This is a genomic window from Noviherbaspirillum phoenicis, from assembly GCF_047237965.1.
In the GTDB taxonomy this organism is placed as follows: Bacteria; Pseudomonadota; Gammaproteobacteria; order Burkholderiales; family Burkholderiaceae_D; genus Noviherbaspirillum_A.
Genome location: NZ_JBDFLX010000003.1, coordinates 404860 through 420661, shown reverse-complemented (window position 1 = coordinate 420661; position 15802 = coordinate 404860). Strand labels below are relative to the sequence as shown.

Genomic DNA, 15802 nt, shown 5'->3' with positions numbered 1-15802 from the left:
GCGCGATGCTCGCGAATCTGTATGCGGCCCTGGGCCAGGTAGCCGATCCCTATGTGCTGGGGGTAATCATGCTGGCTGCAATGTATGGCCTGTTCGTCGGCGCGGTGCCCGGTCTGAGCGCCACCATGGCGGTGGCGCTGCTGGTGCCGGTGACCTTCTTCATGCCACCGGTGCCGGCCATTGCCGCGATGGTCACCGCCACCGCGATGGCCATTTTCTCGGGCGACATTCCGGGCTGCCTGCTGCGCATACCGGGCACGCCGGCGTCGGCTGCCTATACCGATGAGTCGTTCGCCATGACCAGGAACGGGCAGGCCGAAGTGGCGCTCGGCGCCGGGCTGGTGTTCTCGGTGATCGGCGGCCTGTTTGGCACGCTGGTGCTGATCGTGGCCGCCCCTTCGCTGGCCGAGATGGCATTGAAGTTCTCTTCCTTCGAATACTTCTGGCTGGTGCTGCTTGGGCTCACCTGCGCGATCTTCATCGCCTCCGGCGACCCGGTAAAGGGCTTCGTCTCGCTGTTCCTCGGCCTGTTCATTGCCTGCGTCGGCATGGGCAATCCTTCCGGGCAGGCCCGCTATACCTTTGGCAACAGCAACCTGCTGGGCGGCTTGTCGCTGGTGCCGGTGATGGTAGGCATGTTCGCCGTGTCCGAAGTGCTGCGCTATGCGATCGCCTCGCACCAGCGCATGGAACTGGTGCAAAGCGCCATAGGCAACGTGTTCAAGGGCATGTGGAAGCTCACCGTCAGGTATCCGGCCTGCATCCTGCGCGGCAGCATACTGGGCACCGTCGTCGGCGCCTTGCCGGGCGCTGGCGCCGATATCGCCGCCTACATGTCCTATGCGATGAGCAAGAAGTTTTCCAGGGAACCCGAAAAGTTCGGCACGGGCCATGTCGAAGGCATCGTCGAGTCGGGCGCGGCCAACAATTCGTCGCTGGCCGGCGCCTGGATCCCGGCGCTGGTATTCGGCATACCGGGCGACTCGATTACCGCGATCGTGATCGGCGTGCTGTACATGAAGAACCTGAACCCCGGCCCGATGATCTTCATCAACAACCCGGTGTCGATGTACGCGATCTTCATCGTCTTCATTCTGGCCAACCTGCTGATGCTGCCGCTGGGCTGGCTCACCATCAAGGCCGCCAAGCGCATCCTGCTGGTGCCGCGCAACATCCTGATGCCGCTGATCCTGCTGTTCTGCATCGTCGGCGCCTACTCCATCAACAACAGCGCATTCGACGTTGGCGTCATGCTGGGCTTCGGCCTGCTGGCCTACCTGATGGAGGAAAACGGCTTCCCGATCGCGCCGACCATCCTCGGCGTGGTGCTGGGCGGGATGCTGGAAGAAAATCTCGTCAGCTCGATGATCAAGGCCGACGGCAATTTGCTGGCCTTCGTCAGCCGGCCCATTGCCGGCGCGCTGGCGCTGCTGACGCTGGCACTGTGGCTCTTTCCCATTGTCGTGCGACTGCTGCGCCGCTCGCGCGCGCAAGAGCGCTACGTCGAATCGCCGCACGCCTGATTGCCATTCCCGCTACAAGGCACACAACTCACGGAGACCACGATGGAACATGCCAACTACTATCATTTTGCCGGCCGCCACGCGGTCATCACCGGCGGCGCCGCCGGCATCGGGCTGGCCATTGCCAAACGCCTGGCCGCGGGAGGCGCTTCGCTGTCGCTGTGGGACCGCGATGCCGGGCAGCTCGAGGCGGCTCGCACCGGCCTCGGCGATGCGCGGGTGCAATGCGTGCTGGTCGATGTGAGCAGCGAAGCGGCAGTCAACCAGGCGCGCGATGCCACGCTGGCTGAGAGCGGCAAGGTGGACATCCTGGTCAACAGCGCCGGCATCACCGGCCCCAACGTGACGGTGTGCGACTATCCGGTCGCCGAGTGGGACCAGGTGATGCAGATCAACCTGCGCGGCCCTTTCCTGACCTGCCGGGCGCTGGCCCCCGTGATGCGGGCCAACGATTATGGCCGCATCGTCAATATCGCTTCCATCGCCGGCAAGGAAGGCAATCCGAATGCATCCGCCTACAGCGCGTCGAAGGCGGGCGTGATCGCCCTGACCAAGTCGCTCGGCAAGGAACTGGCGCAGACCGGCGTGCGGGTCAACTGCATCACGCCGGCGGCGGTGCGCACGGCCATGTTTGCCCAGATGACGCAGCAGCATATCGACTACATGCTGTCGAAGATACCGATGGCCCGCTTCGGCATGCCGGAGGAAATCGCCGCAATGGTGGCGTGGCTGGCGTCGGAGGACTGCTCCTTTTCGACCGGCGCCGTATTCGACATCTCCGGCGGCAGGGGGACCTACTGATGAGCGCCGTTCAACGTTACAGCGCCGACGCATTGCGCGGCTTCGCCACCGCGCTGCTCGAAAAGGCCGGCCTGGAAGGCACGCCCGCGGCCACTGTGGCTGCCACGCTGGTCGAAGGCGACCTGCTCGGCCACGACACCCACGGCCTGGCCTTGCTGGCGCCCTATGTGAAGTCGCTCGAAAGTGGCGGCATGGCCAAGACCGGCCTGCCCGAGGTGCTGTCCGACCGCGGCGCCGCGCTTGCCTGGGACGGCCGGCGGCTGCCCGGCCCGTGGCTGGTGCATAGCGGCATCGATGCCCTGATGCCGCGCGCGCGCCAGTATGGCAGCGCCACGCTGGTGATCCGCCGCAGCCATCACATCGCCTGCCTGGCGGCCTACCTGCTGCGCGCCGCCGAGGCCGGGTTCCTGATGGTGCTGGCCAGCTCCGATCCGGCGGTGCAGAGCGTGGCGCCCCACGGCGGCACGCGTGCCGTGTTCACCCCCAATCCGCTGGCCATCGGCATACCGACCTCGGACACGCCGTACCTCGTCGATATTTCCGCCTCGGTCACCACCAACGGCATGAGCGCCCGCATGCACAAGGCCGGCCGCCAGTTCGAGCATGCGTGGATGCTGGATGCGGCAGGCAACCCCAGCCATGATCCGGCGGTGCTGGCAGCGGATCCGCCGGGAACCATCCTGCCGCTGGGTGGCCTGGAAGCTGGGCACAAAGGCTTCGGCCTGGCCTTGATGGTGGAAGCCCTCACCGGCGGCTTGTCCGGCCACGGCCGCGCCGATCCGCCGGATGGCTGGGGCGCCACCGTGTTCATGTCGCTGTATGACCCGTCTGCGTTCGGCGGCAGCTCGGATTTTCTGCGCCAGATGGACTGGCTGGGCACGACCTGCCGCGACAATCCGCCGCGTCCCGGCGTCGATGCGGTACGCATGCCGGGCGACCGGGGCATGGCGCGACGGGCCGACCAGCTGGCGACCGGCGTGGCGCTGCATCCGACGATCGCGCCCATGCTCACCGATTGCGCCGCTGGCTACGGCATGGAATTTCCGGCGCCGCTGGCGGAGAGGTGAGGCGGATCGCCCGGCGTTTACTGCAGCGTATAATCCCGGCTTCGGCGCGCGGGTGTGCACCCGGCCGCAAGCCCATGCCGCAAGCCGTCAGAACGGAACCACCATGCCCATCCAAGCCATCGAACCACAACGCCTGTACCGCCAGATCAGCAACCAGTTGAGAGAACTCATTGTCGGTGGTGAATTTCCGCTCGGCTCGCGCCTGCCGTCCGAGCGCGACCTGGCGGTGCAGCTGGGCGTCTCCAGGCCTTCCCTGCGGGAAGCCCTGATTGCGCTGGAAGTGGAAGGGTATATCGAGGTTCGCATGGGTTCGGGCATCTATGTCTGCGAGCCGCCGGAGCAGCCAGCCGGGGGCTTCGACCTGTCAGGCGAGGAAGGCCCGCTGGAACTGATCCAGGCCCGTGCGCTGCTGGAAGGCGAGGTGGCCGCCACCGCAGCCAGGCTCGGCAAGAAGCGCCATTTCGATGCGATCGAGGAAGCCATCGACCAGATGGAAGTCGACGCGCAGGCCGGCATCAAGCCGATCGATGCCGACCGCCAGTTTCACATACGGATTGCCGAAGCGACCGGCAACAGCGTGCTGGTCGGCGTGGTGCGGCGCATGTTCGACTTGCGTCTCGGAGCGCTGTTCGACCAGCTGCACAGTCATTTCGAAACGCCCGACGTCTGGGCGCAAGCCATTGCCGAGCACCGGGAAGTGCTGGCGGCCCTGCGTGCCAAGGACGCGGAACGTGCGCGCGCGTCAATGCGGCACCACATGGATGTCGCCTACCGGCGCCTCAGTTCCAGCCTGACCCGTTCACCGAAGAAATCGGCGCAGAAGCCGGCAGACAAGCCGGCACAGAAGCGGGCCGCCGCTTCACAGTCCCCGGCGAGCCTGAAGCCAGCTCGCAGGGTAGGCTGACAGGCTGTCTCCGGGCTCCCGGCTTTCCGCTCACGCCTGATCCTGGCAGGGCACGGCACGCGCATGCCATCAACCGTAGCGACGCGCGGTCTCCCGCCCGGCCCGCTTGCCATCCAGGGCTGGCAAGCTTGACAACGCCGGGTGGAGGTGAAATTATTTGGTATAGTGGTAAGACCAGATTTCGCTGCCGCGAGTTTGCATCATCGCTTGTGGCATACGAACGGCACGCATCACGGCAACAAATGGCGTAACGACCATCGTGCTGCGGCAGATACCTAAAAACACAAGGAGACGACAATGATGCACTGGAAGAAGCTGCTGCTTGCAGCGGCAGTACTGGGGCTGGCTGGCAGCGCGCAGGCACAGACCAAACTGAAATGGGCCCATGTCTACGAGACGTCCGAGCCGTTTCACAAGTGGTCGGTCTGGGCCGCCAATGAGTTTGGCAAGCGCACCAACGGCAAGTACCAGATCGATGTCTATCCCGCTTCCCAGCTGGGCAAGGAGAGCGACATCAACCAGGGCCTGACGCTGGGCACGGTGGACATCATCATTTCCGGTTCCAGCTTCGCCAGCCGGGCCTACCAGCCGATCGGCGTCACCTACTACCCCTACACCTTCCGCGATGCCGACCACCTGGTTAAATACACCAAGAGCGATGTCTACAAGAGCCTGACAGGCGCCTACGCCGAAAAGACCGGCAACCAGATCGTCGCCACCACCTACTACGGCACACGGCATACCACCTCCAACAAGCCTATCAACAGCTGCGCCGACATGAAGGGCCTGAAGATACGCGTGCCTGACGTCGCCGCTTACCTGGCGATGCCGCGCGCCTGCGGCGCCAACACCGCGCCGATCGCATTCGCCGAGGTGTACCTGGCGCTGCAGAACGGCACCGTCGAGGCGCAGGAAAACCCGCTCACCACGATCGAAGCCAAGAAGTTCTACGAGGTGCAGAAGTACATCGTGCTGACCGGCCATATCGTCGACCATCTCAACACCGTGGTGTCGGGCAAGCAGTGGAAGGCGTTCACGGCGGACGAGCGGAAAATCTTCTCCGACCTGGCGCAGGAAGCCGCGCAGAAGGCCGGCGCCGACATCGTCGCGCGCGAAGCTGAACTGGTCGATATCTTCAAGAAGAAGGGCTTGACCGTCACCGACGTCAATCGTGACGACTTCCGCTCCACCGTTCTCAAGACAGTCAAGTTCGAAGACTTCGGCTATCGCAAGGCCGACTGGGACCGCATCCAGGAAATCAAATAGGTCGGACGACCTTAGACCGGGGCCCTGCGGTCCCGGCCCTGACATTCCCAAGCAGAGGCTGCCATGAATCAACTTGCCGCCGGCGGCGCCGACGAGGCCGCTCGCACTGAAGCATCACAAACCCATCCCCACGCCGTCAGCGCCGAAGAACTGGCGCGCAGCTTTGAAGAAGCCGACGTGCACCAGGTCGACCTGAGCGACACTGCTCCCGAGGACTGGTTCGCGCTGATCATGTTCTGGCTGATGGGCGGTCTGGTGTTCCTGCAATTCTTTACCCGGTATGCGCTCAACGACTCCTATGCATGGACCGAGGAGCTGGCAACGAACTGCCTGATCGCCGTGGTCTTCATCGGTGCGGCGATGTGCGTTCGCAAGAACCGGCATATCCAGGTCGACATCCTGTACCGCTTCCTGCCGGCAGGGCCGGCAAGGGTGCTGGCGACGCTGGTCGACATCACCCGCGTCGTGCTGCTGGGCGTCATCGTCTGGCTCGGCTGGCAATACATCGGCATGGTGGGCGACGAGCCCATGACCACGATCAACTGGCCCAAGAGCCTGGTCTACTGGCTTGCGCTGATCGGCTTCGCCATCATGCTGCTGCGCGCGGTGATGGTGGCCTATACAAACTGGCGCCAGGGCTATTCTGTGCTGGAGCGGCCGGAAGCGTACGACGGAACGGACGGTGCATGATGGGTATCCTGATCGGTTCCTTCCTGCTGCTGATGCTCCTGGGACTGCCGGTTGCGCTGGCCATGATCGCCGCGTCGCTGCTCTATATCCTGGTGACCGGCTCGGTGCCCAACGTGATCGTGGCGCAGCGCATGATTGCCGGCGTGGAAAGCTTCCCGCTGCTGGCCGTGCCGTTTTTCATCCTGGCCGGCAACCTGATGAACATTGCCGGCATCACCGGACGCATCTACAACTTCGCCGTCGCCCTAGTGGGCTGGATGAAGGGCGGGCTGGGCCAGGTCAACATCATCGGCTCGGTGATCTTCTCCGGGATGTCCGGCACCGCGATTGCCGATGCGGCCGGCCTCGGCACCATCGAGATCAAGGCCATGCGCGACCATGGCTACAGCGCCGAGTTCTCGGTAGGCGTGACGGCGGCCTCGGCCACGCTGGGCCCCATCATCCCGCCGTCGCTGCCCTTCGTGATCTACGGCATGATGGCCAACGTGTCGATCGGCTCGCTGTTCCTGGCCGGCGTGATTCCCGGCGTTGTCATGACGCTGATGATGATGTTCACCGTCGCCTTCATTGCCCGTCGCAACAACTGGGGCGGCGATGCACTGTTTTCGTGGACGAAGCTGGGCAGCGCCAGTGTCGAGATCATCATCGTGATGGCCTTCCCGCTGGTAACCTGGCTGCTGACCCGGGCCGGCGTGTCGGTCAATGTGGCGGTGGGCATCACGCTGGCTGCCTTGCTGCTGGCCGACTGGTACTTCGACTTCTCCGCGGTGATGGCGCTGATGGCGCCGGTCATCCTGATCGGCGGCATGACGCTGGGCTGGTTCACGCCGACGGAAGCGGCGATGGCGGCCGTGATCTGGGCGCTGTTCCTGGGGCTGGTGCGCTACCGCTCGATGACGCTGCGCAGCCTGGCGCGGGCAACGCTGGATACCATCGAAACGACGGCCAGCGTGCTGTTCATCGTGACTGCCGCGTCCATCTTCGCCTGGCTGTTGACGGTGAGCCAGGCGGCGCAATTGATGACGGACGCGATACTCAGCTTCACGCAGAACAAATGGGTATTCCTGCTGCTGGCCAATGTGCTGATCCTGATCGTGGGCTGCTTCATCGATACCATCGCCGCGATCACGATCCTCGTGCCCATCCTGCTGCCCATCGTGCTGAAGCTGGGCATCGATCCGCTGCATTTTGGCCTGATCATGACGCTGAACCTGATGATCGGGCTGCTGCATCCGCCGCTGGGCATGGTGCTGTTCGTGCTGGCGCGGGTTGCCAAACTCTCGGTGGAGCGCACCACGGTGGCCATCCTGCCGTGGCTGGTGCCGCTGTTTGCGGCGCTGATCGCCATCACCTATGTGCCCGAGATTACCTTGTGGCTGCCGCGCGTGATGGCGGCGGGAAAATAGCTTTTCGACTCCGACTGAAAGGGACTGGACATGACGCAACGACTGAGCAGCAAGACAGCCCTGGTGACCGCGGCCGGCCAGGGCATAGGCCGCGCCACCGCGCTGGCGTTTGCCCGGGAAGGCGCGCGGGTGATCGCCACCGACATCAACCCGGAACTGCTGGTCGACCTGGAAGGCTGCACGACCCGGCGGCTGGATGTGACGGACCCGGACGCCATCAACGCCCTTGCTGCCGAGCTGGGCAGCATCGATGTGCTGTTCAACTGCGCCGGCTATGTCGACAGCGGCACCATCCTCGACTGCGACGACCGTGCCTGGGATTTTTCCTTCGACCTGAATGTGCGCGCGATGTACCGCATGATGCGCGCCTTCCTGCCGGGCATGCTGGAGCGCGGCGGCGGCTCCATCATCAACATGGCGTCGGTCGCCAGCAGCATCAAGGGCGCGCCGAACCGGTTCGTGTACGGCGCCAGCAAGGCCGCCGTGATCGGCATGACCAAATCGGTCGCCGCCGATTTCGTGACCCGCAACCTGCGCTGCAATGCGATCTGCCCGGGAACGATAGAATCGCCTTCGCTGCGCGGCCGCATTGCGGCGCAGGCGCAGAGCAGCGGCCAGAGCGCCTCCGCGGTCGAGGCGGCTTTCGTGGCCCGGCAGCCGGTGGGGCGGCTGGGCCGGGCGGAGGAGGTGGCCGCGCTGGCGCTGTACCTGGCCTCGGACGAATCCGCATTCACCACTGGCGCCGTGCATGTCATCGACGGCGGCTGGTCCAACTGACATTGACAGGACATTCACAAGAAAAGGAGCAACAACATGAAACTGATGCGTTATGGCGCCAAGGGCAGCGAGAAGCCGGGCCTGCTGGATGATGAAGGTCAGGTGCGCGATCTGTCGCGCCTGACGCCGGACATCACCGCCGCGATGCTCACGCCCGATGGCTTGCGCAAGCTGGCCGAGGTGGACGTGAAGGCGCTGCCGGTGGTGGCCAATCCCGGGCGGATTGCGCCGCCGTATTCGGGCATGGGCAAGTTCATCTGCGTTGGCCTCAACTATGCCGACCATGCGGCCGAATCCGGCATGCCGGTGCCGGCCGAGCCGGTGCTGTTCACCAAGGCCATCAGCGCCCTGATGGGCTGCAACGATCCGGTGGTGCTGCCGCAAGGCTCGGTCAAGTCCGACTGGGAAGTGGAGCTGGGCATCGTGATCGGCGCGACGGCGCGCTATGTGTCGGAAGGCGATGCGATGAAGCATGTGGCGGGCTATTGCGTGGTCAACGATATCTCCGAGCGGGAATACCAGCTGGAACGCGGCGGCACCTGGGACAAGGGCAAGGGTTGCGACACCTTCGGCCCGGTCGGCCCGTGGCTCGTCACCGCCGACGAGGTGCCCGATCCGCAAAACCTCGACATGTGGCTGGAAGTCAATGGCCGGCGCTTCCAGAATGGCAGCACCCGCACCATGATCTTCGGCGTGGCGCAGCTGGTGAGCTATATCAGCCGCTTCATGACGCTGTATCCCGGCGACCTGATCAGCACCGGCACCCCGCCAGGCGTGGGCATGGGCTGCAAGCCTTCGCCGGTGTACCTGAAGCCGGGCGATACGATGCGCCTGTCCATCAGCGGCCTGGGCGAGCAGAGCCAGACGGTGCATGCCTGGAATCCGGAACTGATCGACAACTGATCGGCAGCCGATCGGCAGCCGATCGGCAGTTAAGCCTGAGCCTTGCGTGGCTCAGCCTGTTTGGCCGCCGGCTGCGCCCTGAGCAGCTGGCCGCGGCCTGATGGCGGTGTCATGCCTGGCCTGGCATGACACCGCTTTTTTTTGCCTGCATCAGGCGCGTCGACATCGGCGTCCTTCCACTTCACCGCAACGACGTCGCCGCGTCGTCGCTGCGTAACAGGCTTTCAAGCAAGCGGCCATGCGCCGATTTCGCCGGCCAAAGCATGCCCAGCGTGCGGCAGGGAGAGTTGCCCGGGACGGCAAGCGCGACCACGGTTTCGGGCAGCGGCGCGGCACGCGCCCAGTCTGGCACCAGCGACACGCCCAGGCCCAGGCCAACCAGCAGCACGATGCCGTCGAGCGCATCGAGTTCGAAGCGTTCACGCGGCTGTATCGCGTTCTGCTGGAGATACTGGTCTGCCAGCGAGCCGCCCCAGTTACGCCGGTCGTAGCGGATCAATGGCATGTCGCCGAGCAGCGCCAGCGGGTCGGCACTGGCCAGCGCCCGCGGCGCGAGCACGATCAGCCGCTCCTGCCGCAGCGCGCGCCAGGTAAACGACTTCGGCACGGCAAACGGCGGCGCCACGATCAGCGCAGCATCCAGCTTGTCCTGCAGCACCTGGTGGTACAGATCGCGCGATACGCCGGCCTCGATGTAGATGTCGATGCGGGGGTGCCGCTGCACCAGGCTGGCCAGCATCGCAGGCAGCAACCCCGTGACTGCCGTGGCGATCGCGCCCAGCCGCAGCCCGCCCACGAAATCCTCGCCCAGCGTGGCGGCCTGCAGTTCGCGCACTTCGTTCTGGAACCGCTTTGCCCGGCCCAGCAGCCGTATGCCGCCTTCGGTCAGGCGCACCGTGCGTCCCGAACGGACGATCAGCCGGGTGCCGAAATCACGCTCAAGCACGTGGATGCGCTGCGCCAATGCGGTGGGTGTGACGTTGAGCCTGCGGGCTGCTTCGGCCATCGATCCGCTTTCGGCAACCGCGACAAAGCTGTCGATGTAACTCGTTTCTATCTGCGTCTCCGGGAATGAATTATTTGTGTGGTTTGAAAGCACAAAAATGAAATTGTGCTTGGTTTTGGCGGACGCCACAATAGCCGGCACACAAAGCATCGCGGCAGCGCCGCTGCATCGACGGGCGCGGCTTCACGAACCAAATGAAGGGGAACGATGGATCTGGGACTGAAAGGCAGAACGGCGCTGGTGCTTGGCGCCGGCGGCGGATTGGGTGGAGCGATTGCACGGACCCTGGCAGGCGAGGGCGCTCGGGTGGCCATCGCCGATATCGATCCGCAGGCGTTGGCGGCGGTGGCCGCCGGGATCGCGGCAGCAGGAGGGCAGGCACTGGCTGTGCAGTGGGACCTGGCCGACCTGTCCGCGATCGACGCCCATATCGCCCGTATCGAATCCGAACTGGGCCCAGTCGATATTCTGGTCAACAATACCGGCGGCCCGCCGCCGACGCCGGCCTCAGGCCAGCCAGCCGAGCAGTGGAGCAGGCACTTCCAGAGCATGGTGCTGTCTGTCATCGCCATTACCGATCGGGTCCTGCCTGGCATGCGATCCAGAAAATTCGGCCGCATCATCACCAGCACTTCGTCCGGCGTGGTTGCGCCGATTCCCAACCTGGGCATGTCCAATGCCTTGCGCCTGTCGCTGGTGGGCTGGTCCAAGACCCTGGCGCGCGAGGTCGGGCAGGATGGCGTCACCGCCAACATCGTGCTGCCCGGACGCATTGCCACCGACCGTATCCGCTTCCTCGATGAACAGAAGGCCACGCGCGAGGGCCGGCCGGTGGAGGACGTCGCCGCCGAGAGCAGCGCCAGCATTCCGCTTGGCCGCTATGGCGAGCCGCAGGAATATGCCGATGTTGTGGCTTTCCTTGCCAGCGCTCGCGCTTCTTACCTCACCGGTTCGGTGATCCGTGTCGATGGCGGGCTGATTGCCAGCATCTGAACGCGGGCGCCGTACCCACTATTTCACCTATTTAACTTCAGGACTACTGATATGAGCATTGATGCGCTTCCCCTGGACGCCGAGATCGTCCGCGCCCTGTCCGGCGTGACCACGGCCACGCTGACAACCATCCTGCTGAAGAAAGGCCTGCGCAATGTCTGGCTGCGCGGCGCGATGCCGCTGGTACCCGGCCAGCCGCGGCTGGTGGGCCGCGCCTTCACGCTGCGCTTCGTGCCGGCGCGCGAAGACCTGGCCACGCCGGCCTCGTGGGGCGCGCCGATCTCCACCCGCGCCGCGATCGAGGCCATGCCGGAAGGCTGCATTGCCGTCGTCGGCGCAATGGGCGTGACCGACGCCGGCATCTTCGGCGATATCCTGTGCGCGCGCATGCAAAAGCGCGGCGTGACCGCGCTGGTGACCGATGGCGTGGTGCGCGACGTGGCCGGCGTGCTGGGCACCGACCTGCCGATCTGGTGCCAGGGCGCGGCCGCGCCTCCTTCGGTGGCGGGCCTGACCTTCGTCGGCTGGCAGGAGCCCATCGGCTGCGGCGGCGTTGCGGTATTCCCCAACGATGTGATAGTGGCAGACGCCGACGGCGCGGTGCTGATCCCGGCAGCTCTGGTCGATGAAGTCGTTGCCCTCGCTGTGGAGCAGGAACGCTTTGAAGGCTGGATCATGGACCAGGTTAACGCAGGCCAGCAGTTGCCCGGCCTTTATCCGCCGAATGAAGAGAACAAGGCGCGTTACGAAGCCTGGGCAAAAGACAAGCGCTGAAGCGCTTGCGCGCCGTGCCGGGCCAGCGTGCCGCCCGGCGGCTTGCCACTTATAACAAGATTGGAGACCTGGTAATGAAGAAATCCCGCTGCACCAAGCGCAGGAGCGTTCTTGTCACATTGGCCATTGCCGGCCTGGGCTGCCTGGGCCCGGTTGCATCGGCGAGCGACGCCTATCCATCCAGGCCGGTACGCTTGCTGGTGGGCTTTTCGGCTGGCGGCGCCGTCGACAACGTCGCCCGGCAGCTCGGGCAGGGCTTGTCGCAAAAGCTCGGCCAGTCCATCGTCATCGAAAACAAGCCCGGCGCCACCGGCACGATTGCCGCGGATGCGGCAGCCAAAGCGGCGCCCGATGGCTACACGCTCTTGCTTGGCACCCAGTCGACCATGCTGGTTGCGCCCAGCGTGTATCCCAACCTGACCTTCAAGCCGCTGCAGGACTTCGTGCCCATATCGCTGGTGGCGTCGGTGCCGCTGGTGCTGGTTGCCCATCCTTCTGTGCCGGTAAAGAACATCAAGGAATTCATCGACCTGGCGAGGTCCAAGAATGGCGGGCTGATGTATGCCTCGTCCGGCCAGGGCGGGCCGCAGCACGTCGCCAGCGAACTGCTTGCCCAGATGGCCGGGGTCAAGCTCGGCCATGTGCCCTACAAGGGCGAGGCGCTGGCCCTGAACGACGTGCTGGGCAACCAGGTGCCTGTGATGTTCGGCAATCTGCCCACGATGCTGCCGCATATCCGCAGCGGCAAGGTGCGGGCGATTGCGGTCAGCAGCCTTCAGCGCAGCGAGGCCGCGCCTGACATCCCGACCATTGCCGAATCCGGCCTGGCCGGATTCGAAGCGCTGACCTGGTTTGGCGTATTCGCGCCTGCTGCCACGCCCGTACCGGTCGTTGGCCGGCTGGAGGAAACCATCAAGCAGACCCTGGCCGATCCTGCCACCAGGACCAAGCTGCAGGCGCAGGGCCTCACCGTGGTTGGAAGCAGCCCCGATCAGTTCCGTGCCTACATGAAGACCGAGACCGTGAAATGGGCGAAGCTGGTGGAAAGCGCCCAGATCAAGCCGGAATGATGCGGCAGCCGCAAGCAGGGCGTCCCACGAACGGCGACGGCCTGCCGGGCCGTAAGCGGGCAACGGCAGGCAACACCGCCACGATGCCAGCCCCGGTGCCACGGCGCCTGCGTCGCCTGCTGTGCCTTGACGACTTCGAACGGGCGGCGTCCAGGCATTTGCCGCGGCCGGTGTTTGGCTACATGGTGGGTGCGGCCGAGACCGGCCAATCGCTGCGAGGCAACCGCGGGGCGTTCGCCAGGCATGCGTTTTTGCCGCGGGTGCTGGTCGATGTCTCGCAACGCAGCCAGGAAGTCACGCTGTTCGGTCGCAGCTACGCTTCCCCTTTCGGCCTGGCGCCGCTGGGGCTGAGCGCACTGTCGGCCTATCGCGGCGACCTCGTGATGGCGCTTGCCGCGGCGCAGGCCAATGTGCCGATGATCATGAGCGGCTCGTCATTGATCCCGCTCGAGCAGGTGGCGGCGCAGTGCCCGGATGCCTGGTTCCAGGCTTACCTGCCGGGCGATGAAGCCAACATCGTGGCCTTGATCGAGCGCGTGGAAAAGGCCGGCTTCTCAACCCTCGTGGTCACGGTCGATACGCAGGTGCCGCCCAACAATGAAAACTTCGTCCGCATGGGCTTTTCCGCGCCGCTGCGGCCGAGCCTGCGCCTGGTGTGGGACGGCCTGGTGCGGCCACGATGGCTGTTCGGCACCTTCCTGCGCACGCTGGCCCAGCACGGCATGCCGCATTTCGAGAACAACTATGCCAAGCGCGGCGCGCCCATCCTGTCGTCCTCCGTGCTCAGGGACTTCTCTGACCGCGGGCACCTGAACTGGCGGCATTTCGCATTGATCCGGCAGCTGTGGAAGGGAAGGCTCGTGATCAAGGGCATACTCAATGTGGATGACGCGCGCCTGGCCCGCGATGCCGGCGCGGACGGCATCATCGTATCGAACCATGGCGGCCGCCAGCTCGACGGCGCCGTGGCGCCCTTGCAGGTCCTGCCCGGCATAGCCGCAGCGTGCAGCGACCTGCCGGTAATGCTCGATGGCGGCGTGCGGCGCGGCACGGATGTGCTGAAAGCGCTGGCGCTCGGCGCCAGGATGGTCTTCGTCGGACGGCCATTCGGCTATGCCGCCGCCGTGGGCGGCCAGGCAGGCGTCCGGCATGCCATCGAACTGCTGTCCAAGGAAGTGTCGCGGGACATGGCAATGCTTGGCATCGTGCGGCTTGACGAACTCTCCGCGGACCAGCTGGTTGCATCGGTATGAATGTCGATGGAAACGGGCAGGCCGGCACCAGGCGGGGACCGGCCGCCGTTGCCGTTCGTATCGCTAGCGCTGCCGCTGGAGCGCCGTCTGGCGGCTGGCAAAGATGCCGCCAAGCGCCAGCAGGATAGCCAGCGCCCAGAATACCGGAAGGGTGCCGGTGACTGCGCCCAGCGCGCCGAACAGCAGAGGCAAGACGGTCTGGCTGGCATTGATCAGGGTCGAGCGCACGCCCACGGCCTCGCCGGTCCTTCCCTCGGGCGCCACGACATAAATGAGGCTCATGACCATGGGCATGGCGCACCCCAGGCCAAGTCCGAGCAGGAAGGCGAGCGCAAGCAGCGCCGGCACGGCGCTGAACAAGGGAAACAGCAGGTACACCAGTGAAGTGACTGCAAGCGCCGCTGCAAGGATGTGCCACGCCGACAGCATGCGGGCCACCCTGGGGATGGCCAGGCGGACCACGAAGGTGCCCGCGCCGAACGAACCCATGATGAGGCCGATGGTGCTTGCCGAAAGCCCGATGCGCGCGCCCTGGATTGGCACCATGAAGGTGAACAGGTCCCAGCCCATCGAGAGCAAGCCGCTGGTCACGAACACGGCGCGCAGCGGCACATGCCGCAGCAGGTCGATCACATGCCGCTTGGCAGCCGGCGTGCCGGCAGGGGCCGTCACCGGCCTGGCCTGATGAAAGCCAAGCAGCAGCGCCACCGGGACAACGGAAAATGCCGCCAGCAGCAGGAAGCAGGCGGTGAAGCCCTGGTAGTCGATCATGAAGCCGGCAATCATCGGGCCGGCCAGGGTCGACGTGGAAAAGCCGAGCGCCAGGAGCGAGAACGCGCTGGTGCGCGTTTCCGGCGTGCTGGCATGGCCGATCGCATTGTTGATCGATACATGGGCAAGCATGAAACCCGACCCCAGCAGGATGCTGGCCGCATACAGCGCGCCCAGCGCATCGCGGAGAGCCGGCAATGCCGCGCCCGTGATCATCAAGCCAAGGGCAATGCACATCGGCGGAAACACCCCGACCCGGTCGGTCCACCGACCGGCATGCACCGACAGCAGCATGGGCATGATGGCCAGCAGGCTCATCAGGAAGCCCACCTGCAAGGGCGTGGCATGGGATTGGATGGCGCAGAGCGCAAGCGCAACACGGTTACCGGTGAAGGTCACGTGCGTCAACACCATCATGATGACCAGGACGGGTGGATTCAAGGCAGAGGTACCGATGAAGAGGACCCGGTGAAGTATAGGAGATGGGAAGGCATAAGCTCAACGCCGCGTGCAGCCTGGTCGCGTCGGCGCAAGGCCGGGACAGGAAGCAGCGGCAAGCCATGCGTCGGCCCGCCGTTGATCCATATGCTTCGATAAC

General features: G+C 65.2%; 15 protein-coding genes. 13 read left to right on the top strand and 2 right to left on the bottom strand.

Features of this window, described 5'->3' with window-relative positions; translation table 11 throughout:
- Positions 1-5 precede the first annotated feature (5 nt).
- The 9 genes from ABC383_RS24150 (at position 6) to ABC383_RS24110 (ending at position 9337) form a co-directional block, all read left to right on the top strand.
- A complete protein-coding gene (locus ABC383_RS24150; RefSeq protein WP_413017978.1) occupies positions 6-1523 on the top strand; it encodes a tripartite tricarboxylate transporter permease in 1518 nt (505 codons plus the stop codon).
- A gap of 42 nt (positions 1524-1565) precedes the next feature.
- Positions 1566-2324, top strand: a complete 759-nt coding sequence (locus ABC383_RS24145; protein WP_413017976.1) for an SDR family NAD(P)-dependent oxidoreductase — start codon at positions 1566-1568, stop codon at positions 2322-2324.
- Positions 2324-3391 (top strand): Ldh family oxidoreductase, encoded by a 1068-nt coding sequence (locus ABC383_RS24140; protein WP_413017975.1) that lies wholly within the window; start codon positions 2324-2326, stop codon positions 3389-3391. The genes ABC383_RS24145 and ABC383_RS24140 overlap by 1 nt, the downstream gene beginning before the upstream one ends.
- Positions 3392-3494: 103 nt before the next feature.
- Entirely contained in the window at positions 3495-4295 is an 801-nt protein-coding gene (locus ABC383_RS24135) for a FadR/GntR family transcriptional regulator (RefSeq protein WP_413017973.1), read from the top strand.
- Positions 4296-4592: 297 nt separating this feature from the next.
- Positions 4593-5561 (top strand): sialic acid TRAP transporter substrate-binding protein SiaP, encoded by a 969-nt coding sequence (locus ABC383_RS24130; protein ID WP_413017971.1) that lies wholly within the window; start codon positions 4593-4595, stop codon positions 5559-5561.
- Positions 5562-5624: 63 nt separating this feature from the next.
- Positions 5625-6251: a TRAP transporter small permease gene (locus tag ABC383_RS24125; protein WP_413017970.1), complete on the top strand. Its 627-nt coding sequence runs from the start codon at positions 5625-5627 to the stop codon at positions 6249-6251.
- Positions 6251-7657: a TRAP transporter large permease gene (locus tag ABC383_RS24120; RefSeq protein ID WP_413018482.1), complete on the top strand. Its 1407-nt coding sequence runs from the start codon at positions 6251-6253 to the stop codon at positions 7655-7657. Before ABC383_RS24125 ends, ABC383_RS24120 begins: the two co-directional genes overlap by 1 nt.
- A 30-nt stretch (positions 7658-7687) precedes the next feature.
- Positions 7688-8434 carry an SDR family oxidoreductase gene (locus tag ABC383_RS24115; protein WP_413017969.1) on the top strand — a complete coding sequence of 249 codons (747 nt, stop codon included), beginning with the start codon at positions 7688-7690 and terminating at the stop codon, positions 8432-8434.
- Between the two features lie 36 nt (positions 8435-8470).
- Positions 8471-9337 (top strand): fumarylacetoacetate hydrolase family protein, encoded by an 867-nt coding sequence (locus ABC383_RS24110; RefSeq protein ID WP_413017967.1) that lies wholly within the window; start codon positions 8471-8473, stop codon positions 9335-9337.
- 181 nt (positions 9338-9518) lie between these two features.
- Here the strand turns inward: ABC383_RS24110 and ABC383_RS24105 are convergent, their stop codons facing one another.
- Complete coding sequence (locus ABC383_RS24105) at positions 9519-10436, bottom strand: LysR substrate-binding domain-containing protein (RefSeq protein WP_413017965.1); 918 nt, start codon at positions 10434-10436, stop codon at positions 9519-9521.
- Positions 10437-10550: 114 nt separating this feature from the next.
- On the opposite strand from ABC383_RS24105, the gene ABC383_RS24100 reads away from it, so the two are divergent.
- The 4 genes from ABC383_RS24100 (at position 10551) to ABC383_RS24085 (ending at position 14433) form a co-directional block, all read left to right on the top strand.
- Entirely contained in the window at positions 10551-11336 is a 786-nt protein-coding gene (locus ABC383_RS24100) for an SDR family oxidoreductase (RefSeq protein WP_413017963.1), read from the top strand.
- Positions 11337-11387: 51 nt separating this feature from the next.
- The gene (locus ABC383_RS24095; RefSeq protein WP_413017961.1) at positions 11388-12110 is read left to right on the top strand and encodes a ribonuclease activity regulator RraA; all 723 of its coding nucleotides are present in this window, start codon (positions 11388-11390) and stop codon (positions 12108-12110) included.
- A 74-nt stretch (positions 12111-12184) separates the two neighbouring features.
- Entirely contained in the window at positions 12185-13180 is a 996-nt protein-coding gene (locus ABC383_RS24090; RefSeq protein ID WP_413017960.1) for a Bug family tripartite tricarboxylate transporter substrate binding protein, read from the top strand.
- Between the two features lie 83 nt (positions 13181-13263).
- Positions 13264-14433, top strand: coding sequence for an alpha-hydroxy acid oxidase (locus ABC383_RS24085; protein WP_413018480.1), 1170 nt, complete (start codon positions 13264-13266; stop codon positions 14431-14433).
- 63 nt (positions 14434-14496) lie between these two features.
- Here the strand turns inward: ABC383_RS24085 and ABC383_RS24080 are convergent, their stop codons facing one another.
- Complete coding sequence (locus ABC383_RS24080; RefSeq protein WP_413017958.1) at positions 14497-15645, bottom strand: MFS transporter; 1149 nt, start codon at positions 15643-15645, stop codon at positions 14497-14499.
- Positions 15646-15802: the final 157 nt, after the last annotated feature.

Excerpts from the sequence above, each read along its gene's own strand:
- ABC383_RS24120 (WP_413018482.1), top strand. The coding sequence starts at position 6,251 with ATGGGTATCCTGATCGGTTCCTTCCTGCTGCTGATGCTCCTGGGACTG.
- ABC383_RS24115 (WP_413017969.1), top strand. The coding sequence starts at position 7,688 with ATGACGCAACGACTGAGCAGCAAGACAGCCCTGGTGACCGCGGCCGGC.
- ABC383_RS24150 (WP_413017978.1), top strand. The coding sequence starts at position 6 with ATGCTCGCGAATCTGTATGCGGCCCTGGGCCAGGTAGCCGATCCCTAT.
- ABC383_RS24085 (WP_413018480.1), top strand. The coding sequence starts at position 13,264 with ATGCCAGCCCCGGTGCCACGGCGCCTGCGTCGCCTGCTGTGCCTTGAC.
- ABC383_RS24100 (WP_413017963.1), top strand. The coding sequence starts at position 10,551 with ATGGATCTGGGACTGAAAGGCAGAACGGCGCTGGTGCTTGGCGCCGGC.
- ABC383_RS24140 (WP_413017975.1), top strand. The coding sequence starts at position 2,324 with ATGAGCGCCGTTCAACGTTACAGCGCCGACGCATTGCGCGGCTTCGCC.
- ABC383_RS24125 (WP_413017970.1), top strand. The coding sequence starts at position 5,625 with ATGAATCAACTTGCCGCCGGCGGCGCCGACGAGGCCGCTCGCACTGAA.
- ABC383_RS24135 (WP_413017973.1), top strand. The coding sequence starts at position 3,495 with ATGCCCATCCAAGCCATCGAACCACAACGCCTGTACCGCCAGATCAGC.
- ABC383_RS24090 (WP_413017960.1), top strand. The coding sequence starts at position 12,185 with ATGAAGAAATCCCGCTGCACCAAGCGCAGGAGCGTTCTTGTCACATTG.
- ABC383_RS24145 (WP_413017976.1), top strand. The coding sequence starts at position 1,566 with ATGGAACATGCCAACTACTATCATTTTGCCGGCCGCCACGCGGTCATC.
- ABC383_RS24095 (WP_413017961.1), top strand. The coding sequence starts at position 11,388 with ATGAGCATTGATGCGCTTCCCCTGGACGCCGAGATCGTCCGCGCCCTG.
- ABC383_RS24110 (WP_413017967.1), top strand. The coding sequence starts at position 8,471 with ATGAAACTGATGCGTTATGGCGCCAAGGGCAGCGAGAAGCCGGGCCTG.
- ABC383_RS24130 (WP_413017971.1), top strand. The coding sequence starts at position 4,593 with ATGATGCACTGGAAGAAGCTGCTGCTTGCAGCGGCAGTACTGGGGCTG.